The 20,793-nt window shown below is 75.0% G+C and carries 16 protein-coding genes; 5 read left to right on the plus strand and 11 right to left on the minus strand.

The features are described 5' to 3' along the window. Positions 1 to 116 precede the first annotated feature (116 nt). Positions 117 to 917, minus strand: coding sequence for an SAM-dependent methyltransferase (locus FKD65_RS16975; RefSeq protein ID WP_240810188.1), 801 nt, complete (start codon positions 915 to 917; stop codon positions 117 to 119). A gap of 107 nt (positions 918 to 1,024) precedes the next feature. Between FKD65_RS16975 and FKD65_RS44935 the strand changes: the two genes are divergently transcribed. Then, the gene (locus FKD65_RS44935) at positions 1,025 to 1,348 is read left to right on the plus strand and encodes a YchJ family protein (protein ID WP_240810189.1); all 324 of its coding nucleotides are present in this window, start codon (positions 1,025 to 1,027) and stop codon (positions 1,346 to 1,348) included. Between the two features lie 132 nt (positions 1,349 to 1,480). Beyond that, entirely contained in the window at positions 1,481 to 2,113 is a 633-nt protein-coding gene (locus tag FKD65_RS16985) for a hypothetical protein (protein WP_141578420.1), read from the plus strand. A 320-nt stretch (positions 2,114 to 2,433) separates the two neighbouring features. On the opposite strand, the gene FKD65_RS16990 is transcribed toward FKD65_RS16985, so the two are convergent. Then, a complete protein-coding gene (locus tag FKD65_RS16990) occupies positions 2,434 to 3,843 on the minus strand; it encodes a sugar MFS transporter (protein WP_141578421.1) in 1,410 nt (469 codons plus the stop codon). Positions 3,844 to 3,902: 59 nt separating this feature from the next. On the opposite strand from FKD65_RS16990, the gene FKD65_RS16995 reads away from it, so the two are divergent. Then, positions 3,903 to 5,069 carry an ROK family transcriptional regulator gene (locus FKD65_RS16995; RefSeq protein WP_205718689.1) on the plus strand — a complete coding sequence of 389 codons (1,167 nt, stop codon included), beginning with the start codon at positions 3,903 to 3,905 and terminating at the stop codon, positions 5,067 to 5,069. Here FKD65_RS16995 and FKD65_RS17000 read toward each other — a convergent pair. The 8 genes from FKD65_RS17000 to FKD65_RS17040 form a co-directional block, all read right to left on the minus strand. Continuing rightward, a complete protein-coding gene (locus FKD65_RS17000) occupies positions 5,066 to 5,473 on the minus strand; it encodes a cupin domain-containing protein (protein WP_141578422.1) in 408 nt (135 codons plus the stop codon). The two genes, FKD65_RS16995 and FKD65_RS17000, sit on opposite strands and share 4 nt — an antisense overlap. Then, positions 5,473 to 6,294, minus strand: coding sequence for a phosphoenolpyruvate hydrolase family protein (locus FKD65_RS17005; RefSeq protein WP_141578423.1), 822 nt, complete (start codon positions 6,292 to 6,294; stop codon positions 5,473 to 5,475). Before FKD65_RS17005 ends, FKD65_RS17000 begins: the two co-directional genes overlap by 1 nt. Continuing rightward, positions 6,291 to 7,490: a Tm-1-like ATP-binding domain-containing protein gene (locus tag FKD65_RS17010; RefSeq protein ID WP_141578424.1), complete on the minus strand. Its 1,200-nt coding sequence runs from the start codon at positions 7,488 to 7,490 to the stop codon at positions 6,291 to 6,293. Before FKD65_RS17010 ends, FKD65_RS17005 begins: the two co-directional genes overlap by 4 nt. Positions 7,491 to 7,609: 119 nt before the next feature. Next, entirely contained in the window at positions 7,610 to 8,302 is a 693-nt protein-coding gene (locus FKD65_RS17015; protein WP_141578425.1) for an ABC transporter ATP-binding protein, read from the minus strand. Then, complete coding sequence (locus tag FKD65_RS17020) at positions 8,299 to 9,228, minus strand: ABC transporter ATP-binding protein (protein ID WP_141578426.1); 930 nt, start codon at positions 9,226 to 9,228, stop codon at positions 8,299 to 8,301. Before FKD65_RS17020 ends, FKD65_RS17015 begins: the two co-directional genes overlap by 4 nt. Beyond that, positions 9,228 to 11,807, minus strand: coding sequence for an FtsX-like permease family protein (locus FKD65_RS44285; protein WP_168221078.1), 2,580 nt, complete (start codon positions 11,805 to 11,807; stop codon positions 9,228 to 9,230). Before FKD65_RS44285 ends, FKD65_RS17020 begins: the two co-directional genes overlap by 1 nt. Then, positions 11,804 to 15,127 carry an ABC transporter permease gene (locus FKD65_RS17035; RefSeq protein ID WP_141578427.1) on the minus strand — a complete coding sequence of 1,108 codons (3,324 nt, stop codon included), beginning with the start codon at positions 15,125 to 15,127 and terminating at the stop codon, positions 11,804 to 11,806. Before FKD65_RS17035 ends, FKD65_RS44285 begins: the two co-directional genes overlap by 4 nt. A 178-nt stretch (positions 15,128 to 15,305) precedes the next feature. After that, positions 15,306 to 18,518 carry a BTAD domain-containing putative transcriptional regulator gene (locus FKD65_RS17040; RefSeq protein ID WP_141578428.1) on the minus strand — a complete coding sequence of 1,071 codons (3,213 nt, stop codon included), beginning with the start codon at positions 18,516 to 18,518 and terminating at the stop codon, positions 15,306 to 15,308. 169 nt (positions 18,519 to 18,687) lie between these two features. On the opposite strand from FKD65_RS17040, the gene FKD65_RS17045 reads away from it, so the two are divergent. After that, positions 18,688 to 19,248, plus strand: a complete 561-nt coding sequence (locus tag FKD65_RS17045) for a dihydrofolate reductase family protein (RefSeq protein ID WP_141578429.1) — start codon at positions 18,688 to 18,690, stop codon at positions 19,246 to 19,248. Between the two features lie 37 nt (positions 19,249 to 19,285). Here FKD65_RS17045 and FKD65_RS17050 read toward each other — a convergent pair whose 3' ends face one another. Next, positions 19,286 to 20,161, minus strand: coding sequence for a helix-turn-helix transcriptional regulator (locus FKD65_RS17050; RefSeq protein ID WP_141578430.1), 876 nt, complete (start codon positions 20,159 to 20,161; stop codon positions 19,286 to 19,288). A gap of 268 nt (positions 20,162 to 20,429) precedes the next feature. On the opposite strand from FKD65_RS17050, the gene FKD65_RS17055 reads away from it, so the two are divergent. Further along, entirely contained in the window at positions 20,430 to 20,783 is a 354-nt protein-coding gene (locus FKD65_RS17055) for a YciI family protein (protein WP_141578431.1), read from the plus strand. Positions 20,784 to 20,793: the final 10 nt, after the last annotated feature.

Raw genomic sequence — 20,793 nt, forward strand, 5'->3', positions numbered from 1 at the left:
CGGAGTGGGCCGCTCAGCCCGCGGCCGGGTGGCGTGGTGTCGTGCGAGCGGCTCTGTCACCTCCTAGACGATCGGAGAGCGGCCCGATGCGACACCTTCGCGAGGATGTCGCCGGGTCAGGGCTTGCGGGCCAGGCCGCAGGCCGCGTCCACCGGTTCGGGCATGCCGAACGGCGTGGCCTCGGGACGCCACCGGGACGTGGAGACGACGCCCGGCTCCAGCAGTTCCAGGCCGGCGAAGAATTCGGCGATCTGCTCGGGGCTGCGGACGACATAGGGCGTCGACCCCTGTTCCACGGCGATCCGGATGGCCTCTTCGCGGCCCGCCTGGTCGACGACGCCGGTGCCGTCGTTGAAGGCCACGAAGCTCCCCGGGACGAGGGCGTCGAGGAGCTGCCGGACGATCGCGTGCGCCTCGTCGTCGACGACGACGTTGCCCATGATTCCGAACAGGATGAGGCCGATCGGGCGGTCGAAGTCGAGCGTGCGGGCCGCCTCGGCGAGGATCCGGCCGGGGTCGCGGACGTCGCACTCGACGTAGTCCGTGCCGCCCTCGGGCCGCCCGGTCAGCAGCGCACGCGCGTGGACGAGGACGAGCGGGTCGTTGTCGACGTACACCACGCGCGACTCGGGCGCGACGCGCTGTGCGACCTCGTGGGTGTTGTCGTGCGTCGGAAGCCCCGTCCCGATGTCGAGGAACTGCCGGACGCCCTCCTCCTCGGCCAGATGGCGGACCATGCGGCCCAGGGTCGCGCGGGAGTGGCGGGCGACGTCGCCCACACTGGGGAACGCCGCGGCGACCTGGTCGCCCACCTGCCGGTCGATTTCGTAGTAGTCCTTGCCGCCGATCCAGTAGTTCCACATTCGTGCCGGATGCGGGCGGGAGGTGTCGATCTCGGGCGGTTGCTGTGCGGCCATGGCGCTCATCGTCGCGGCGCCCCCGCCACCCCGCAAGGCAGAATCGGAAGGTGGCGAAAAGATGTCCCTGCGGGGTCGGCTCTCGGTATCGGGACTGCTGCGGGCCGTTGCACCGGGGCGAGGAGACGGCCGCGACGGCGGTCCGGCTGATGCGGTCGCGGTACAGCGCGTTCGCGGTGGAGGACGAGGCGTACCTGCTGGCGACCTGGCATCCGGCGACCCGGCCGAACGGGGTCGGTTTCGACGACGGCGTGCGCTGGACGGGACTGGAGATCCTGCGGACCGAGGACGGCGGCCCGGACGACGGCAAGGGCCTGGTCGAATTCCGCGCCCGCTATCTGACGGGGACGGAGTCCGGGGAACTGCACGAGGTCAGCCGGTTCGTGCGCCATGACGGCGCATGGGTCTACGTCCGCGGCAAAGTGATGTGACATTCCGCCGCGCGGGCGAGCGGCATCGCCCGCACGGGGGAAGGGCGGACCCGGTGCGCGCTGGGAACGTGTGGACGCGGGCGAGGGACGTCCGCGGAAAAGGGGATCCACATGTCACGGAGAAGGCGCGCCATGGCCGCCGGTACCGTCGCGCTCTGCGCGGCCGGGGCGGTCGGCACGGGAAGCGCGATGGCGCAGGACGAGGGGCCGCTCCCAAAGGAGTCCCACGTCACCGGGGACGCCTGGGTGAAGTACCCCGGCGACCCCGAGTACCCGTACCGGCGGTTCATCGTCGACGCGCACGGCGGGCCGTGGAAGGTCGTCGGCGGCAAGATGGTGATGGGCGCCGCGCGGGGAACGGTGAAGTTCGACCACTACTCGCCGGACGAGCCGGGCGGGCCGTCGAAGCACCACTGGGGCTCCATCGAGGTCGATTACGTCATGGCCGCCGGGCCGGTCGCGGTCGTGTCCGGGATCCGGCAGGACGACGAGCACGGCATTCCGGCGAACCAGAAGCGCGCGAACCTGACGTTCTACCAGTCGCCGCGCGGCCACAGGTTCGACCGGATGGGATTCTCCTGGGGCGTCGTCTTCCCGCAGTGCCACCAGATGGGCGAGGGCCCCGCGCCGTTCAGCACGAACAGTTCCGGTCCTTTCGGGAAATGGCTGAAGGGCTACACGGTGAAGGACGCGCCCCTGCCGCTCCCCGCAGGCGAGGTCCAGCCGCCGGACAACCCTCCCGACTGCTCTTTCGCCGGAGAGTAGGGAGTGTTTCAACAGGCCCGGCCCACTCGCTCGTCTGGCGGCTGTGTTTACTCAGGCCCGGCCCACTTCGCTCGCCTGGCGGCTCGCTACGTGACCGTGCCTGGGCGAACGCGGCATCGCTTCGCGATCCGCCCGGTTCCGCTCGCCTCCGGCTTCGCTCCACCGGGCAGGTCACGCGTTCGCGCGCGTGGTTACGGCCACTTCTCGACAGACTCCAGGCTCCCCACCGCGGACGACCTGGACCGGGAGGCCGACCGTCCGGCGGTGTTCGACATGGACATCCTCGCGGGCGCCCTGCGGCTGCGCGGGCGCGGGGACGGTCACCACGCCGGTCCCGTTCTGAGCCGCCGGCCGCAGCGGGCCAGCAGGACCAGCAGCAGGACGGGGGCGACGAACACGGCGGCGCGCAGGGTGGTGAGGTCGGCGAGGGCCCCGAGTACGAGCGGGGCGACGCCGACCGCCACCCCGGACGCGAGCGCGCACCGCGCCGCCGCCCGGACCGGCTCGGAGGGCCGCGCGGCGAGCGCCTGCCCCAGGATCACCGGATACAGCAGCGCCACCCCGAGCCCGGTCACCACCAGCCCGGCGACCGCGACCGGCGCGGGCGACGTCCACAGCAGCGCGAACCCGCCGAGGCCGACGCCCGCCGCGAGCGCGAGCAGCCGGTCGGGCCGTCCCCCGCGGCGGACGACCGGCCCCGCGACCGCCCGCCCGGCGGCCATGCCGAGCACGAACCCCGCCGACAGCGTCGCCGCGGCCCCCGAGCCCAGCCCCTTGACGCTCCCGAGGAAGTCCGCCGCCCAGAACACCATGCAGAACTCCACCCCCACCGCCAACACGAGATCGACCCACCTCCCCCAAAACCCCACCCCACCACCAGCCGGAACAGCACCGGCGTCCTCAGTACCGCCAGTCCCGTGGCCCGAAGGCCCGGTCCCGACCGACGCGGCGTCGACGAGCCCGGCACCAGCGGGCCCGCCACCCGCCGGAACAGCACCGGTGTCCTCAGTACCGCCAGGCCCGTGGCCCGAAGGCCCGGTGCCGACCGACGCGGCGTCGACTGGCTCGGGGTCAGTGGACTGGGGGCCTGGGGAGGCGGTGCCGGCGGGCGCGTTGCGCGGGGACTCGAGATGCGGCGGGGCGTCCATCGCCGGGGTGGGGATGCGGGACGGGCGGGCGAGCAGGAGGAGGAGGGCGGCGGCGAGGAGGGGTGGGGCGGCGAAGGCGGTGCGCCAGCCGAGGCCGTGGGCCAGGGCGGCTCCGATGAGGATCGGGGACAGGACGGACGCGGCGCTGGAGACCGCGTTGGCCTCCCCGATCTGGATCGTTCCATCGCCGTGGTGCGCGGCGCGCAGAGCGGCCGGGACGAGTTGGACGAGGCCCGCGCCGCCGAGGCCGAGGACCAGGGCGCCGGCGGCCGTGCCGAGGCGCCCGCCGGACGCGGCCAGGAGGGCGGCGCCGCCGACGAGGGCCGTCAGGGCGACGGGGATCGCGGAGCGCCCGAGCCACTGCGCCGCGCGGTGTCCGGCGAGGCCGACGACCACCAGGCCGAGGGCGAAGGCCGAGGGGTAGAGGGCGGCCTCGGTGCGGGGCAGGCCGCGCTCCTCCCGCAGTTCGGGAAGGATCGCGCCGAGCGCGGTGAGCAGGTAGCCGAGGCACCCGAAGGCGGCGTACAGCCCGAGCGTTCCCGCCGTCCGGCCGGCTACAGGACCCGTCCCGACAGGCTTCATCACGCCTCCCTATTAAACTCGTAAGGCGAGGATAATCCCGGCGAGCCAGGATGTCACCCATGGAGCAGATGACCGCGCACTCCGCACGCGCCCTGCGCAGCCAGGGGGCGCTGGCCGTGCTCCGGTACGTCCACGCGCACCCGTCCGCGAAGCGCGCGGACGCGGCACGTGCGCTGGGGCTGAGCAGCGGGTCCGCGACCGAGATCACCGGCCGGTTGAAGGCGTCCCGCCTGCTCGACGAGGCCGCCGCCCCCACCGGCGGGCGCGGCCGGCCTTCACCGGCGCTCGTCGCGCACCGGGACGGCCCGCTGGTGAGCGTGGTCGACATCAGCCACGAGCGCTGGCGGGTCGCCTGCGTTGAGTTGGGCGGACGCGTCGTCACGCAGGAGGCCGGCGCCCACTCCGGCACGCCGGACATTCTCGGGACGCTCGGCGACCACGTGGCGACCCTCCACGCCCGCTACGGCCGCCGGCTCCGCGCGGTCTCCGCCTGCGTAGCGGGCACCGTCAGCGGGACGACGGTCGTCCAGGCCTCAGGGATGGGCTGGCAGGACGTGGACCTCGACCCGCTCCGGCCGCCCGGCACACCCCTGCTCGTCGGCAACGACGCCTCCCTCGCGGGGCTGGCCGAGGCGAGGCGCGGCGCGGGCGCGGGGACGCGGGTCGTCCTGCACCTGACGGTCGAGGTCGGTGTCGGCGGCATCCTCGTCGTGGACGGGCGGCCCGTGGACGGCGCCACGGGCGCGGGCGGCGAGTTCGGCCACATGCCGTTCGGCGACCCGTCGCTCCAGTGCCCGTGCGGCGCCCGCGGCTGCTGGGACCTGGAGGTCGACGGCCGCGCCATGGCCCGCGCGCTCGGCCGCCGCCCGCCGCGCGACCCGCGCACGGCGGCCGGGCATGTGATCGCCGCCGCCGAGTCCGACCCCGCTGCCCGGACGGCCGTCGCGGCCGCCGCGCACGCGCTGGGCCGAGGCATCGGCGCCCTCGCCAACGCGCTGGACCCCGGCGTCGTCACGCTCTCCGGGCTGGCCACGGACCTGGTCGCGATGGCGCCCACGGCCCTGGAGACCGGTTACACCTCCGCCCTGATGCGCTACCGCCGTTCGGCGCCGCCGCCCGTTCTGCCCTCGACGCTCGGCCGGGAGGGCCCCCTCACCGGAGCCGCCGACGCCGCCTTCGACACCCTCCTCACTGAAACCGGCCTCGACGCCTGGTCCCGCGCCTAGGCCTGACGCCACTCCGGGATGGCGCCTGGTTCGTGGAGGCAGAAGTCGGGGGCGGCTTCGAGGGCCTTCTCCTCGCCGCCCGGCGTGTAGGTGACGATCAGGCGCAGCGGGCGCCACGTCATGTTGTAGGTGGAGTGCCAGACGCCCTTGGGGATGTGGACGGCGTCGCCCTCGCGGATCACGAACGGCTCGCCGTCGTCCACCATCTGCGCGGCCTCGCCGGAGATCACGTAGATGACCTCCTCGGCGCTGCGGTGGTGGTGGCGCGCGTGGCCCTTGCCGGGGTTGACGATCACCTCGCCCAGGGTGCTGCCCGCTCCGGGCACGGCGGACGGGGTGACGAACCACTTGATCGACCCCCAGTCGAAGGTCATGGTCGCCACGTCACCGGGGTTCCTCAGCATCAGATCTCCAGGTTCTTGAAGGCCGCGACCTGCTCGGTGATCGCCTTCTCGGTGGGCAGCCGCTCGACGGAGGAGGCCCCGAAGAAGCCGACGACGCCCTCCGTGCGGGACAGGACGTGGGCCGCGTCGTCCGGCTCGGCGATGGGGCCGCCGTGGCACAGCACGAGGACGTCGGGGCGGACGGCGGCCGCCGCGTCCCGCATGGCCTGCACGCGGTCGACCGCCTCGTCCAGCGTCAGGGCCGTCCCGGCGCCGATGCTGCCCTTCGTGGTGAGGCCCATGTGCGGGACGAGCACGTCGGCGCCGGCCTCGGCCATCGCCCGCGCCTGGTCCTCGTCGAACACGTAGGGGGCGGTGACCAGTCCGCGTTCGTGGGCGAGCCGCACCATCTCGACCTCCAGGCCGTAGCCCATGCCGGTCTCTTCGAGGTTCTGCCGGAAGACGCCGTCGTAGAGCCCTACCGTCGGGAAGTTCTGCACCCCCGCGAAGCCCATGGCCTTGAGCCGGTCGAGGAAGACCGGCATCACCCGGAACGGGTCGGTGCCGCACACCCCGGCCAGCACGGGCGTGTCCCGGACGACGGGCAGGACCTCCGACGCCATCTCCACCACGATCTGGTTGGCGTCCCCGTAGGGCAGCAGCCCGGCGAGCGACCCGCGTCCGGCCATCCGGTAGCGGCCCGAGTTGTAGATGATGATCAGGTCGACTCCGCCCGCCTCGGCGCACTTGGCGGACAGGCCGGTGCCCGCCCCCGCGCCGATGACGGGCCTGCCCTCCTCGACGGTGCTCCGCAGCCGGAACAGGACGGTCTCGCGGTTCACTGCGCGCCCTCCGAGATCAGCCGGTGCAGCCGGTCGGCCATCGCGCGGCCGAACCCCGGGTCGTTGATGTTCATGTCGAGCCTCTCCGTCTCCGCGGCCCCCTCCATGGCCGCGAAGCACGCCTCGTCGGCCTCCGGGTCGTGGAAGGGCATGTCCGGCGCGTCCAGCGCGGAGACTCCCCCGAGCGGGATGAACAGGACGGTCGGCCCCGTCGCGGCCGCGAGCTTGGCCGCCACCCGCCGTCCCAGCTCCTCCATCTCCTCCCGCGTCGTCCGCATGAGCGTCACGGTCGGGTTGTGGACGTACAGGTCGCGACCCGCGAACCGCTCGGGGACGGTCTCGCGCGGCCCGAAGTTGACCATGTCCAGCGCTCCGGGCGCCACGACCTGCGGCACCCCGTGCCGTCCCGCCGCCGTGAGCCGCTCGGGCCCGGCCGACAGGACGCCGCCCACCAAGTCGTCCGCCAGCTCGGTGGTGGTGAGGTCGAGCACCCCGGCCAGCAGCCCGCTCTCCACGAGCCCCTCCAGCGCCCGCCCTCCGGCGCCCGTCGCGTGGAAGACGAGCACCTCGTAGCCGAGCTCGTCGAGCCGCTCCCGCGCGGCGTCCACCGCCGGGGTCGTCACCCCGAACATGGACGCCGCGACGAGGGGCCGCTCCTCCGGGGCGGGTTCCGGGGCCGCGTGCGCCTTCGCCATCCCGGCCGCCGCCGCGGCGGCGTTCCCGAGGATCAGCCGCGACACCCGGTTCACGCCCGCGATGTCGACGACGCTGTAGGTGATCGTGACGTCCTTGGCGCCCACGTAGGGCGAGACGTCCCCGGACGCCATCGTCGAGACGATCAGCTTGGGCAGCCCGATGGGCAGGTCCCGGACGGCGCGCGCCGCGATCGACGATCCGCCGCTGCCGCCGACCGCGAGCACGGCGTCCACCTGGCCCAGGGCCGCGAGCACGACGGCCGCGCCCTCGCCCATCGCCGTGACGGCGGCGCCCCGGTCCCCCGCGTCCCGCAGGGTCTGGAGCGGCGTGCCCCCGGCCTGCGCGACGTCCTCGTTGGAGACGTCGGCCTCCACATCGGACGGCCCGATCCCCACGTCCACCAGGACGGTGTCGCAGCCCAGTTCCCGCACCCGCTCGCGAAGCCACGCGTACTCCGCACCCTTGGTATCGAGCGTCCCCACCAGCACAACGGTCGCCATCGAGCCTCCCATCCCCGATACCGATTCCCACGCCGATCACATGGCAAGCCTGTCTTCGCAGGCGGCCCGCGACGGCGCGGCGGAACCACGACCGCGCCCCCGAGGAAGCGGAAGGGCGGTCAGGCGGGGACGGGTGTCTCGGTGATGGCGCCGTCCTCCAGGGTCAGGACGCGGTCGGCCTCGGAAAGGAGGGGCTTGTCATGGGTCGCCACCAGGACGGTGACGCCCTCGCTGGAGACGACCGCGCGGAGCAGCGGCATGATGGCGGCGGCGGTCTCGGAGTCGAGCTGGCCCGTGGGCTCGTCGGCGAGGAGGAGGCGGGGGCGGTTGGCGAGGGCGCGGGCGATGGCCACGCGCTGGCGCTGGCCGCCGGAGAGCTCGTTGGGGCGCTGCAGCGCGTGGTCGGCCAGGCCGACGAGGCCCAGCAGGACGCGGACCCGCTCGTCCCTCTCGGCGGGCGGCGTGCGGACGAGCCGCAGCGGGACCTCGACGTTCTCGGCGGCCGAGAGGACGGGGATGAGGCCGTGCGACTGGAAGACGTAGCCGATGTCGTCGCGGCGCAGGGCGAGGAGCTCGTCCTCGCGAAGGGCGCCGACGTCGCGGCCGTCGACGCGGACGGTGCCGCCGTCCGGGCTGTCCAGGCCGCCGATCAGGTTGAGGAGGGTCGTCTTGCCGGAGCCCGAGCGGCCCTGGACGGCCACGAGCTCGCCGGGCGCGACCGAGAAGGACGCCCCGCGCAGGGCCGGGACCTCGATCCTGCCCGTCCGGTAGGTCCGGACCAGCCCCTCCACCTCCACCATCGGCGCGGTCATTCGGACTCCTCCCGGTCGGGCCAGACGCCGACGTGGTCGCTTTCCAGGGCGAGACGGACGCGGTCGCGCATGTCCAGGGCCTCGGTGAAGCCCTTCGGGAGCTGGACGCGGCCGGCGCGGTCGAGGAGGGCGTGCTCCTCGACGACGCGGGTCCCGTCGTCCCCGGAGCGGCGGCGGACCTCGACGCTGGTGCGGCCGTCGCGGATGCCGACGGTCCGGTCGACGCGCTCGGACACCTGCGTGTCGTGGGTGACGACCACGGTGGTGGTGCCGAGCTCCTCGTTGACGCGGCGCAGGGCCGCGAACACCATGGCGGCGGTGGCGGTGTCGAGCTCGCCGGTCGGCTCGTCGGCCAGCACGACCTGGGGCCGGTTGGCGACGGCCACGGCGATCGCGATGCGCTGCTGCTGGCCGCCGGACAGCTCCGCCGGGCGGCGGTCGGCGCAGTCGCCGACGTCCAGCATGCCGAGCAGCTCGGCGGCGCGGGTGGCGCGCTCGCGGCGCGACCGCCCGGCGAACCTCATGGGCAGCTCGACGTTCTGCGCGGCGGTCAGGTACGGCAGGAGGTTGCGGGTCGTCTGCTGCCAGATGAACCCGACCTTCTCGCGCCGGAACTCCAGCCGCTCCTTGGACGCCATGGTGAGCAGGTCCGAGCCCGCCACGCGGGCGACGCCGGCTGTCGGCACGTCCAGGCCGGACAGGATGTTCAGCAGCGTCGACTTCCCCGACCCGGACGCGCCCACGATGGCGACGAGCTCGCCGGGGTCGACGAGCAGGTCGAGCCCCTGGAGGGCGACGACCTCGACGCCGTCGGTCTTGTAGATGCGCACCAGGTTGTCGCAGACGATGTGGGCGCCCTCGCCGTAGACGGGGCCGCGCTCGGCGGCCCTGCGCTCCAGTTCGGCGAGATCGGTCGTTTCGGTCATCACTCCCCCGTTCTCAGGGCGTTGCCGGGGCCCGAGTCGAATGCGCGGTCGACGGCGATGGCGGCGGCCGCGGCCAGCAGGAGGGCGGCGAGCAGTCCGAGCAGCGCCGCGGCCCCCGGGCCGTGCGCGGTGACGGCGAAGCCGCCGGTGTAGGGCCGCAGGTCCACGACCGGCCCGGTGATCTCGGGGAGGAGGAGGCCGAGCACCCATCCGGCGCCGACCGCGCACAGCAGGACGGGCGCGAGTTCCACGAGGGCGAGGCCGCGGCTCTGCCGGCGGCTCAGCCCGAGGGCGCGCAGGTGGGCGATCGTCCGGCCGCGGGCGCGGGCCCCCACGACGAGCATGAGCAGGACCGCGAGCAGCCCGAGCACGCCGCCGGCGAGGGCGCTGTCGCGGAAGGTCTCGTGGACGACCGGCACCAGGGGCTGTCCCGTCAGGTCGTGCAGCACCTGCCGCCGCAGCACGACCCTGCTCCCCGGGGCCGCGGCGCGCAGCGCCCTGGCGTCGATGCCGTCGCCGGCGACGAAGACGTGGGACGGGAAGCCCGTCGAGGCGGCGACCGCCCGGTAGGGGACGATCACGAAGGCGCTGTTCTTCTCCTGCCCGGGGAAGCGCGCGATCTGGACCGACGGCTTGATGGTCACCGGGTCCATGCCCGCGCGGCCGAGCGTGACGGTGCCGGAGCCGAGGGTCCGGGCGGCGAGCGGGGACACCAGCACGCCGGTCCGCGTCTCGGGGATGCCGGGCACGTCGGGGGCGAGCCTCCGGTAGGCGTCGAGGTCGACGCCGACGACGGTCACCGGCGCGGGGTCGGTGGCGGACGAGACGCGGGTGATGACCCGGACGCGGACGGCGCCGGTGACACCGCGCACGGCGCGGACGCGGCGGAGCCCCGCCTCGTCCAGCGCCCCCGACTCGACGCGCGCCTCGCCGCCGGTCTCGGCCCAGGAGGCGCGCTCCTGCCCGGCCCGCAGCCCGGTGTCCACGGTGGAGGTGAACCCGGCGATGGTCGCGGCCAGCAGGAGGACGGCCAGCGGCAGCGCCCCGACGAGGTTCTGCCGGGACGCGCGGGCGAGGCCGATGAACGCGACGGCCCCGGTCCGCCGCCGCAGCAGCGGCCCGGCGGCGCGCAGCAGGTACGGGTAGGCGCGCAGGACGAGCACGCCGAGCGCCGCGCCGAGCAGGGCGGGGACCGCGGCGACCAGCGGATCGGTCCCGGCGGAGGTGCCGCGCTCGCGCAGCAGCACGACGCCGATGACGGCGAGCGCCACCAGCAGGCCGTCCAGGACGAGCCGCCGCCGGGACGGGCGCACCGCGACGAGGTCGTCGCGCCGGTCGGTGACCGAGCCGAGCCCGCCGCCGCGCTCCCGCAGGACCATGGCCGCGGAGACGCCGAGCACGGCCGCGACCAGCAGCCCGATCGCGTAGAGCGAGGCGGTCTGCGGCGGCCCGGCGTCCAGAAGCCGTCCCGCCCCGTAGCCGAGCAGGGCGGAGGGAACGGCGGCGAGCGCGGTCAGCCCGCAGGCGGGCACGGCGAGCTGGCGCAGCGAAGCGCCGCGGGCCCGCATCACGCCGAGGACCGGCCTGAGCCGCTCGCCGAGCAGCCCGGCGGCGAGCAGCAGCAGCCCCGCCGCGACGGCGACGAGGCCGCCGAAGGCCAGGCCGACGACGGACTGGGCGGCGTGGAGCCGTCGTTCGAACTCCTTCAGCTGGATGTCGAGGGGCGTGGAGACCTCGCAGGGGAAGATGTCGGCGCGCCCCTTGACGGCGGCGCGGAAGGCGTCGAGGTCGTGGGCCATGGCGCGGCCCTGAGCGGCGCCGACCGCGCCGTCGCGCACCGGGAAGCGCCAGTCGTAGTTCAGCTTCAGGCCGGGGTCGCGCGTGAGGCGCGCGTACCCGGAGGGATCGATCAGCGCCGTGCCCGCGTCGACCTCCAGGGTCCCCATGGGGGGAACGGGGACGTACTCCAGGGTCGGACGCAGCATCCGGGCGCGCGTCCCCCAGAACGGGTCGGCCGCGTTCACCGGCTGGTAGAGGCCGGTGAGGCGTACGGTCCTCCCGCCGAGCTCGATCCGGTCGCCGGTCTTGTAGCCGAGCTGGTCGGCGTACGCCTTGGCGACCATCACCTTCAAGTCGCCGGTCGTCTCGCCCGCCTTGTTGTAGGGGAAGTCACCGGAGACGGGGCGGACGCGCTGCTCCGCGCCCGGGTCCCAGCCGAGGTACAGGACCCTCGGACGGCTGAACTCGCCCTCGACGGCGGCGGCGGGCGAGGTGACCGACGCCTCGGGCTCGGCGGTGACCTCCCTCAGGGACCGGGGCATCATCTCCCGCCACGTGAACGCGTTGCCGTTCAGGGCCGCCTCGCCGGGAACCGCGGCGAAGGCGGAGGGGCCGCCCGCGGTGCCCTTCACGGTGATGGCGGATCCGGGCCCGGCGGCCGCGGCCGCGGCGCGGTCGTACCCGGCGGTGGTCCTGGACGGGAAGACGACGGCGAGCAGCGCCGACACCAGCATCAGCACGGCCAGGGCGGTGAGCGGCGCCCACTGCGCGCGGGCGAGCCGCGTCCCGGCACTTCTCATCGGTCCTCCCCCACGCGCAGGCCGGCGCCGAGGTCGCGGCGCCGCAGCATCCGGACGACCGGCGCGAGCACGAGCCCGAGCACCACCGCCACCCCGCCGAGCACGGCCAGCACGACGGGCCATTGGACGACCGGCTCGGCGGGCGGGTAGGGCTCGGCGGCCTGCACGCCGAGCACGATGTGCGGGACGACGAGCCGCGCCACGACCAGGCCGAGGACCGTCCCGCCGAGCAGGCCGAGCCCGACGAGGTAGGCCTGCTCGATCGCGAGCATCCCGGCGACCTGGCGGGGCGGGACGCCGAGCGCCCGCAGCACCGCGAACTCGCGGTACCGCTCGCCGGCGGTGACCGCCGCGTTCACCACGAACGCGATGACGGCGAACGCCAGCGCCGCGGCGAAGCCGATGACGAGCGCGCCCTGGAGGGCCGCGCCCAGCGGGGCGTCGCGGAGCCTGGCGCGCGTCTCGACGCGGTCGGCCGCGACCTCCCCCCAGGCGGGGTGCTCGGCGAGTTCGCGGGCGGCCGGGCCGGTGCGGCCGCCCTTCGCCGCCGCCCACCACTCCCTCGGCGCGACGGTGTCGCCCGCGGAGCCGTCCGCGGCGAGCCGGGACCGGGTGAGCGTCGGCAGGTCGACCAGGACGCCCGGCCTGCCGGGCGGCACGCTCGGCAGCGCGGGGGCGATGCCCGTGACCCTGACGGGCTGGTCGCCGTCGAGGGTGCTCACGGTGACGGTGCCGCCGACGCCGACCTTGGCGCGGCCCGCCATCTCCTCGGTGATCACACCCGGCACGAGGGGCAGCAGGTCGGTGTTGCGCCCGTCGTGCGAGGGCGGCTTGGACGTGCCGAGCATCGCGTGGACGGCCCTGCCGGGCTCGGAGCTGATGAAACCCGGCTCGTCGGGGGGCGGCGGCTTGGAGGAGATCGTGAGGGTGACCAGCGCGTCGCCGGAGTCTGCGGCGCCCGAGTCGATCGGGTGCTCCAGGTCCTGCGGCCCGGCGAACGCGTCCCAGCGGGATCCGGCGGGCCGCACGGCCCGGCCGGTGCCCTCTCCGGCGAGACCGCGCAGTTCCAGTTCGAGCCTCCCCGCGAACTGCCCGGTGTCGTCGCCGAAGTGGAGGCCGCGGACGGACAGCGGGAAGGACGGCGCCCCGTCCGGTCCGGCGAGCCGCGCGGTGTCCAGGGCGAGGGTGTGCGCGTCACCGTCCGCCTCCAGTCCCGGCAGGGGCACCTCCCGGGAGAGTCCTTGCGCGTCCACGACGCTCACCATGAACCGGTAGCCCCCGCTTGGCGCCTCGGTGTCCGGGCCGGAGCGGGTGAGCCGCAGGTCGAACAGCAGCCGCTTCGGCCTGCCGGGAACGGTCAGCGCCGGGGCGGCCGGACGCGCCCGCGCGAGTTCGTCCAGCCGCAGGTCGCGTCGCAGGTCCGGGCCGACGCGGAGCAGCGGGCCGGCCGTCCGCGCGTCCAGCCCGAGCAGCGTCGCGGGTTCGGTGCCGAGTTCGGCGTCCATGCGCAGGACTCCGGTCACGGCCGAGACGCCCGGCAGCGCGGCGAACCGTCCGGCCTGCCCGAGCGGTTCCGGGCCCCCCTCCCGGGTCGAGGCGGCCAGCCGCAGGTCGGCGCCGCTCTGGAAGTCCGCCTGGTCGGTCTGCGAGCGCCGCCAGGTCGCCATCGTCGTGACCGACAGCACCCCGACGGCCATCGCCATCACCAGGAGCAGGACGGGGCCGGTGTAGCGGAGCTGGCGCCGCCCGACCTGCCGGGTGCCGAGGACGGCCACGAGCCCGCGGCTGCGGGTCGCTCCCCGCTCGGCCACGCGAGAGACCGCGGGCACGAGGCGCAGCAGCAGCACCCCGCCGGCGAGCAGGGCCAGGGCCGGGCTGGAGACGATGAACGGGTCGATTCCCCCCGTCCCGCCCGTGCCGCCCGCGCCGTCCGCCCCGTACCGGGTGAGCTGCCAGATGGCGAGCCCGGCGACGAGCAGCAGGGCGAGGTCGGTGCCCGAGCCGCGCAGCCCGCCGCGGCCCTGCCGCCCGATGCCGGCCTGGGCCTCCACGAACGTCCGGTTCGCGCCCCGCAGCGTCGGAACGGTCAGGACGACCGCGCAGGCCAGCGCCGCCAGCACCGAGACAGTCCACATCGGCAGGAGCGGTCCGGCGTCCAGGCGCAGCCCCGAGTCCCGCACCGCGGGCGCGTGCCCGGCGAGGCGCAGCAGGGGCCTGGCGAGCAGCGGGCCGAGCAGCGCCGCGGGCAGCACGACCAGCAGTCCCTCGAGGAGGCCGAGCCCGGCGAGCTGGCGCATGCCGAGGCCGCGGGTGCGCAGCAGCGCGACCTCGCCGCGCCGGTGGTCGGCGAGGAGCCTCGCCACCAGCAGCCACGCGCAGCCCGCCAGCAGGACGAGCTGGATCACCGGGATGAGCATCGTGGACCGCGCCACCTGGAGCGCGGTGCGCAGCTGCGCGGTCAGGGCGGGCAGGTCGGTGGCGACGCTGAACTCCGTCCCCTCGCCGACCTCCTTGAAGGTCTCGCCGCCGGCGGCCGCCCGGTCGCCGAGGGGGCCGAGTTCGCCGGGCTCGACCCCGCGCAGGTCGGGCATGACGGTGAAGCGGGCCTCGGAACCGGTGCCGGTGAAGCGGGCGGCGAACACCTGGGGCGGCACCACGAACGGCCCGTAGCTCGTGTAGTCGAGGCGTTCGACGCCGGTCGTGACGAGCTTGTCGTCCTGCCAGAAGTAGTCCTGCGGGTCGCGGACCTCGAACAGTCCGACGACGCGCACCTTCACGACCGACTTCTTGTCGATGCGCCCGTGCAGGGTGAGGACGTCGCCCACGTCGGCGTGCATGGCGCGGGCGGCGGCGCCCGGCAGGGCCGCCTCGACCTCGCCGGAACCGGACCCGGAGCCGCCGGGCCAGCGGCCCGCGGCGAGCCGCGCGTGCCTCTCGATGCCCGTGTAGGTCGCGAAGGCCGTGAGGTCCGGGTGGCCGCTCCTCTCCTGGCCCGGAACCGTGTAGGAGTCGCTGCGGACGCTCATCGAGACCGACAGGGGGACGTCCCGGTAGATCTGCTTGAGCGCCCGGTCGACCTGGCCCTGCACCTTGGGGAGGCCGTTCGCCGGGACCCGCGCGCCGAGCGCCGTGCCCACGGTCTCGAACGTCGCGCCCGCCAGGGTGCGGCGCAGTCCCTCCCGGGTCACCGATCCGGTGTACCCGACCAGGCCCGCGAGGACGGTCGTGGCGAACAGCGCGGTCGCGCAGGCGGCCAGTACCAGCGTCCTGTCGCCGATGATCCTGCTGAGCACCAGCCCCCGTCGTCCCACGGCGGTCATGATCAATCAGTGTGAGGGGAGCCACAAGGGGCCGTGATGATTCCGCGACCTTTCGCAACCCTCTTGCAATAGGGCGCGTACGGCCCCTGCCTCCTCCTTTCCCCGGAGGCACCGCCGCTCGGCCCACCGGACCGTCCGCGCCCGCCGGCCGGTCCGTGCCCACCGGCCCGCCAGGGCTCTACCGGTCCGCCCATACGGAGGCGCCCTCGGGCGGGACGGCCTCCGCGCGGCGCATGATCTCCAGGGGGTCGAGAGCCGCGCCGGCGGCGAGGGCGTCCGGTCCGGCCGCGTCCCCGATCCGCGCGGCGGCCCGGTCGATGTCGTCCTGCTCGACGGGGCCGGGCGGGAGGCCGGCCTCCTCCCGGACGGCGGCCGCCCTTCCGAGCGCCAGCGCGGCGTCCCGATGCCGGCCGGCGAGGGCCAGCGCTCCGGCGAGGCCCTCCAGGGAGCCGGCCACGTCGCGCGGCGCCGCGAGCCTGATCGCGACGGCCAGCGCGTCCCGCTGGTACCGCACGGCGGACACCGCGTCGCCGCGCGCCTCCGCGACGCGCCCGAGGCCCGTCTGGACCAGCGTCAGGTACAGCGGTGGGAACTCCTCCGGCCGGGCCCCCGCCAGCAGGCGCCGCAACCTGTCCTCGGCGTCGTCCAGGCGCCCCTCGCGCTGCGCCGCCAGCCCGAGGCCGATGTCGGCGAACGTGACCGCGGTCGTGAACCCCTGCTCCACGGCGACCCGGTGCGCCCGCCCGAACAGCCGCCGCGCGGACGCGTGGTCGCGGCGCAGGTAGGCGATCCAGCCGCGCCACGCCATGCGCACGGCGACGTCCGGCCACATCCGCAGTTCCTCGGCCATCCGCTGCCCGTCGTGCTGGAGCCGCTCGGCCCGGTCGTAGTCGCCGGTCAGCTCCGCCACGCTGGCGAGCCACAGCATCGCCTGGAGGCGCCCCCAGCGGTCCCCGACCTCGCCGAACAGCACGGCGGCCCGTTCGGCGTCGCGTTCCAGCGCGGCGGGGTCGCCGCGGGCGTGATCGTGCATGGCCCGCTGGACCAGGGCCGCCGCCTCGCCCCACCGGTCGCCGGTCGCGCGGAACCCCGCCAGCGCCTCCTCCAGCATCGCGGCGCCCGCGCCGGTGTCGTCCAGTTCGGCCCATGCGAACGTCAGGAACCAGCGCGCCCACGCCTTCAGGCGGTCGTCGTCCGTGGCGTCCACGAGGGCGAGGGCCTCGTCGCGGCGGGCCTTCCAGTCGCCGGGGACGCCCTTGAGCACGCCCATCCCCGCCCGCCACGCCAGCGCCCGGGCCCGGACGGCGGGCGAGCCGCCGTCCCGCTCCAGGGCCGCCTCCAGCGAACGCAGCGCCTCGGTCAGCCGGCCGCGCAGGAACCAGTACCAGGCGAGCGCGTTGACCAGGCGCAGCGCCTCATCGGCCGTCTCCGCCGCCTCCAGCGCGGCGCGCAGGTTCGCCGACTCGGTGTCGAGGACCGCCAGCCAGGACGCCTGCTCGGGCCCGGTGAGGCGGGCCGCGGCGTGCACGGCCACGGCGAGGTAGTGGCGGCTGTGGGCGGCCCGGGCGCGCCGCGTCTCCCCCGACTCCTCCAGCCGCTCGGCCGCGTACGCGGCGACGGACTCCAGCAGCCGGTACCGGGGGCCCTCGCCCGGACGCTCGGTCATCACGACCAGCGAGCGGTCGACCAGTCGGACCAGGAGGTCGAGGACCTCCGCGTCCGGGACGTCCCCGCCCGCGCACACCGCCTCGGCCGAGCCGGCGGTGCAGCCGTCGGCGTGCACCGACAGCCGGCGCAGCACGGCCCGCTCGGGCCCGGTCAGCAGGTCCCAGCTCCAGTCGATCACGGCGGTGAGCGTGCGCTGCCGCGCCGGGGCGCCGCGGTGGCCCGACGACAGCAGCCGGAACCGGTCGTCGATCCGTTCCACGAGGCCCTCGACCCCGAGCGTCCGCACCCTGGTCGCGGCCAGTTCGAGGGCGAGCGGGATGCCGTCCAGCCTGCGGCACAGCTCCCCGACCCGCCCGGCCGTTTCCGCGTCCAGCCGGAAGGCCCGCGAGGCCGCCTCGGCCCGCGCCGCGAACAGCCGGACCGCGCTCGCGGCGGCCGGGTCGTCGCCGCGGCCGGGGACCTCCAGCGGCGGGACGGCCCACACGACCTCGCCGGGCAGGCCGAGCGGCTCGCGGCTCGTCGCCAGCACCCGCACCCCGGGCACCCGGCGCAGCAGCCGGTCCGCGAGCTCGGCGGCCTGCTCGACCACGTGCTCGCAGTTGTCGAGGACGAGCAGCAGCCGGCGGGCGCCGAGCGCCGCGGCCAGCCGGTCGAGCGCGGCGGCCGGCGCGCCCGGGGCGTCGCGGATGTCGAGGATCGCCGTCACGACCTCCGCGAGGTCGGGCACGGTCGAGCGCTCCAGCCCCGCGAGCTCCGCCATCCACACGCCGTCGCCGAAGGCGTCGGCGAGCCCGGCCGCCGTCTCGATCGCCAGGCGCGTCTTGCCCACCCCGCCCGGGCCGGTCAGCGTGACCAGCCGGTCGGTGCCGATCCTCGCCCGGATCTCCCGGACCGCGCCGTCCCGCCCGATCAGCTCGGTCGGCGGGACCGGCAGGTTCGACCGCGGGCCGGGCGCCGGCGGGGCGGCGGGCGCGCCGAGGCCGGGGTCCTGCCGCAGGATCGCGCGCTGGAGGCCGGCCAGCTCGGAGCCGGGGTCGAGGCCCAGCTCCTCGGAGAGCAGGACCCGGTAGCGCTCGTAGCTCTCCAGCGCCTCGTTCTGCCGGCCGGCCCGGTAGAGCGCCCGCATGTGCGCGGCCCTGAGGCGCTCGCGCAGCGGATGCTCCTCGACGGCGCCGCCGAGCTCGCCCGCCAGCGCCCCGTGCTCCCCGAGGACCAGCCGCACCTCGGCCTGCTCCTCCAGCGCGGTCAGGCGCACCTCCTCCAGCCCGGCCACCGCCGCCCGGGCGAACTCCTCGTCCCGGAAGTCGGCGAGCGCGGGCCCGCGCCACAGGCCCAGCGCCTCGGCCAGCAGCGCCGCCTTCTCCTTCGGCTCCCCCGCCCCGCGCGCCCGCTCGACCAGCGCCCGGAAGGACCGGGCGTCGACCCGCTCGCCGGCGGCGCCCAGCAGGTACCCCGCCGGACGCGACTCCACCAGCGCCCGCGCGCCGGGCTCGGCGTCCTCCAGAATGCGGCGCAGCTGCGACACCTTCGCCGACAGCGCGCCCATCGGGTTCCCGGGCGGCGCCTCGCCCCACAGGTCGTCGATCAGCCGGTCGGCCGGGACCGGACGGCCCTCGTGCACGAGCAGGTCCGCCAGCAGCGCCCGCACCTTCAGCCCCGGCACGGGGACGAGCCCGCCGTCGTCGGTCCAGACCGCGAGCGGACCGAGCACCCCGAAACGCATCTTCTGACCCTAATGTGAATTCCTGACCGGATGACACCCGGAGCTCTCCGCCCTGCCCGGACGCGTCCGGAAGGCCACCGGAAAGGCGGCGTAAGGATCCGGTAAACGGTCTCCCGCATCGTGGTCCCACCGCGCCGGAAGGCGAACGATCGGACCGACGGAGGAGACCATGCGCAAGATCATCAGCTCGACCTACGTGTCGCTCGACGGAGTCATCGAGAACCCGCAGGACTGGACCTCGGCCTACTTCCAGGACGAGGCCGCCGCCTACGCCAGGGACCTGCTGTTCTCCTGCGGCGCCCTGCTCATGGGCCGCAGGACGTTCGACGGCTTCTCGCAGGCGTGGCCGGCCATGGAGGAGGCCACCGGCGACTTCGGAGTCCGGATGAACAACCTGCCCCACTACGTGGTGTCGGACTCCCTGCGAAAGCCGGGCTGGGGCGACACGACGGCGATCCCCCGGGCGGCGGCCGTCTCGGAGATCACCAAGCTGAAGGAGCAGGACGGCCAGGACATCCTGCAGTACGGCTTCGGCCCGGTCTCGCGGACGCTCGTCGAGAACGGCCTGCTGGACGAGCTGCGCCTGTGGATCCACCCGGTGCTCGTCGGACCCGGCGCCGCCGAGGGGCTGCTCAACGTCCACGACTTCTCGGCGACGTTCGAACTGGCCGACACCAAGGTCTTCAAGACCGGCGTCATCGTCGCCACCTACGTCCCCACCGCGCAGTAGCCGGGGGCCGGTCGCCGTGGGGCCCGGCGCGGCCGGTCTAGCCGAGCCGGGCCAAGGCGGCCTGGAGTATCGCGCGAGTGCTCTCCGGAGGCTCGGCCTGGACGCTCAGGCGGTTCAGGGCGTCGCGGTACCGGGCGATGTCGGAGGGCCGGTCAGGGTAGAGGGCGCTGGTGAGGTGCTCCAGGTAGACCACGTCCGGCAGTTCGGGCTCGGCGAACCGCAGCAGCGTCATCGGGCCGCCCTCGGCCGCGTGCCCGCCCGAACTGAACGGGATGACCTGCACCGTGACGTTCGGCAGGTCCGCCATCTCGATCAGGTGCCGCAGCTGGCCGCGCAGCACGGCGGGGCCGCCGACCGTCCGGCACAGCACCGCCTCGTCGAGCACCGCCCACAGCCGCAGCGGGTCCGGGCGCTCGAACACGCGGCGGCGGAGCATCCGCAGCTCGGCCCGCCGCTCGATCTCCTCCCGCCCCGCCTCCGGGTGGCGCGCCGCGATGACGGCGCGGGCGTAGTCGCCGGTCTGCAGCAGCTCCGGGACGTCCTGGACCTCGTACACGCGCAGGAGCACGGCGCCCTGCTCCAGCCCCAGGTAGGGCTCGAACCAGGACGGGACCACGTCGCCGAACGGCTGCCACCAGCCCGGCGCGCCGGCGTGCTCCGCCAGCTCCAGCAGCGGCTCGCGCAGCGACGGGTCGGTCACGCCGTACAGGGTCAGCAGGTCGGCGACGTCGCGCTCCTTGAAGCCGACGCGGCCGAGCTCCATCCGGCTGATCTTGGAGTGCGAGCCGCGGATCTCGTACCCGGCGGCCTCGGTGGAGATGCCGGCGGCCTCCCGGTAGCGGCGCAGCTGCGCGCCGACCACCATCCGCAGCACGGTCGGGCCGGACGCCCGGTGGTCCTGGGCGACTCCCATGGGACGTCCTCCTCGACGCGCAAGAAGCTTTCCACCGGATGAAGTTACTCGTTGGGGACTCACTTGCCCACCGGTCCGGAATGTCCTACTTGATGGACATCTCGGCGAATGTAGGAGTGCATCCCGGTTAGAAGCGCGCCGACCTGGCACGATACGGGGCAAGAAAAAATCCCAAAGATTCTGGGCCGGGTTGTCGATCCGGTCACACCTTCTTCGACGCGTTCGTGACAGGCCGGGAGGGACCGGCCGGTGAGCAGAGGAGACGACGATGCGGTTCCTGATGATGACGACGGACGACGGCTCCGCGACCGGCACGCCGCCGGACGAGAAGATGCAGATGGAGATGGGCAGGTTCATCGAGGAGATGTCCCGGGCCGGGGTGCTGCTCGCGACGGGCGGGCTGGAGCCCGGCGGCACCCGCATCAAGTCGTCCGGCGGCAAGGTCACCGTCCTCGACGGGCCGTTCGCCGAGGCGAAGGAGGCGGTCGTCGGGTTCGCGCTCATCGAGACGGGCAGCCGCGAGGAGGCGATCGAGCTGTCCAAGCGGTTCTGGGCGATCGTCGCCGACGGCGAGGGCGTCATCCAGCAGGTGTTCGGCCCGGGCGACCTCCCCGGCGCGTGAGAAGGGCCCG

It is taken from the genome of Actinomadura sp. WMMA1423 (assembly GCF_006547145.1).
Taxonomy (GTDB): domain Bacteria; phylum Actinomycetota; class Actinomycetes; order Streptosporangiales; family Streptosporangiaceae; genus Spirillospora.

Excerpts from the sequence above, each read along its gene's own strand:
- FKD65_RS16975 (WP_240810188.1), bottom strand. The coding sequence starts at position 917 with ATGGCCGCACAGCAACCGCCCGAGATCGACACCTCCCGCCCGCATCCG.
- FKD65_RS16985 (WP_141578420.1), top strand. The coding sequence starts at position 1,481 with ATGGCCGCCGGTACCGTCGCGCTCTGCGCGGCCGGGGCGGTCGGCACG.
- FKD65_RS16990 (WP_141578421.1), bottom strand. The coding sequence starts at position 3,843 with ATGAAGCCTGTCGGGACGGGTCCTGTAGCCGGCCGGACGGCGGGAACG.
- FKD65_RS16995 (WP_205718689.1), top strand. The coding sequence starts at position 3,903 with ATGGAGCAGATGACCGCGCACTCCGCACGCGCCCTGCGCAGCCAGGGG.
- FKD65_RS17000 (WP_141578422.1), bottom strand. The coding sequence starts at position 5,473 with ATGCTGAGGAACCCCGGTGACGTGGCGACCATGACCTTCGACTGGGGG.
- FKD65_RS17010 (WP_141578424.1), bottom strand. The coding sequence starts at position 7,490 with ATGGCGACCGTTGTGCTGGTGGGGACGCTCGATACCAAGGGTGCGGAG.
- FKD65_RS17015 (WP_141578425.1), bottom strand. The coding sequence starts at position 8,302 with ATGACCGCGCCGATGGTGGAGGTGGAGGGGCTGGTCCGGACCTACCGG.
- FKD65_RS17020 (WP_141578426.1), bottom strand. The coding sequence starts at position 9,228 with ATGACCGAAACGACCGATCTCGCCGAACTGGAGCGCAGGGCCGCCGAG.
- FKD65_RS44285 (WP_168221078.1), bottom strand. The coding sequence starts at position 11,807 with ATGAGAAGTGCCGGGACGCGGCTCGCCCGCGCGCAGTGGGCGCCGCTC.
- FKD65_RS17035 (WP_141578427.1), bottom strand. The coding sequence starts at position 15,127 with ATGACCGCCGTGGGACGACGGGGGCTGGTGCTCAGCAGGATCATCGGC.
- FKD65_RS17040 (WP_141578428.1), bottom strand. The coding sequence starts at position 18,518 with ATGCGTTTCGGGGTGCTCGGTCCGCTCGCGGTCTGGACCGACGACGGC.
- FKD65_RS17045 (WP_141578429.1), top strand. The coding sequence starts at position 18,688 with ATGCGCAAGATCATCAGCTCGACCTACGTGTCGCTCGACGGAGTCATC.
- FKD65_RS17050 (WP_141578430.1), bottom strand. The coding sequence starts at position 20,161 with ATGGGAGTCGCCCAGGACCACCGGGCGTCCGGCCCGACCGTGCTGCGG.
- FKD65_RS17055 (WP_141578431.1), top strand. The coding sequence starts at position 20,430 with ATGCGGTTCCTGATGATGACGACGGACGACGGCTCCGCGACCGGCACG.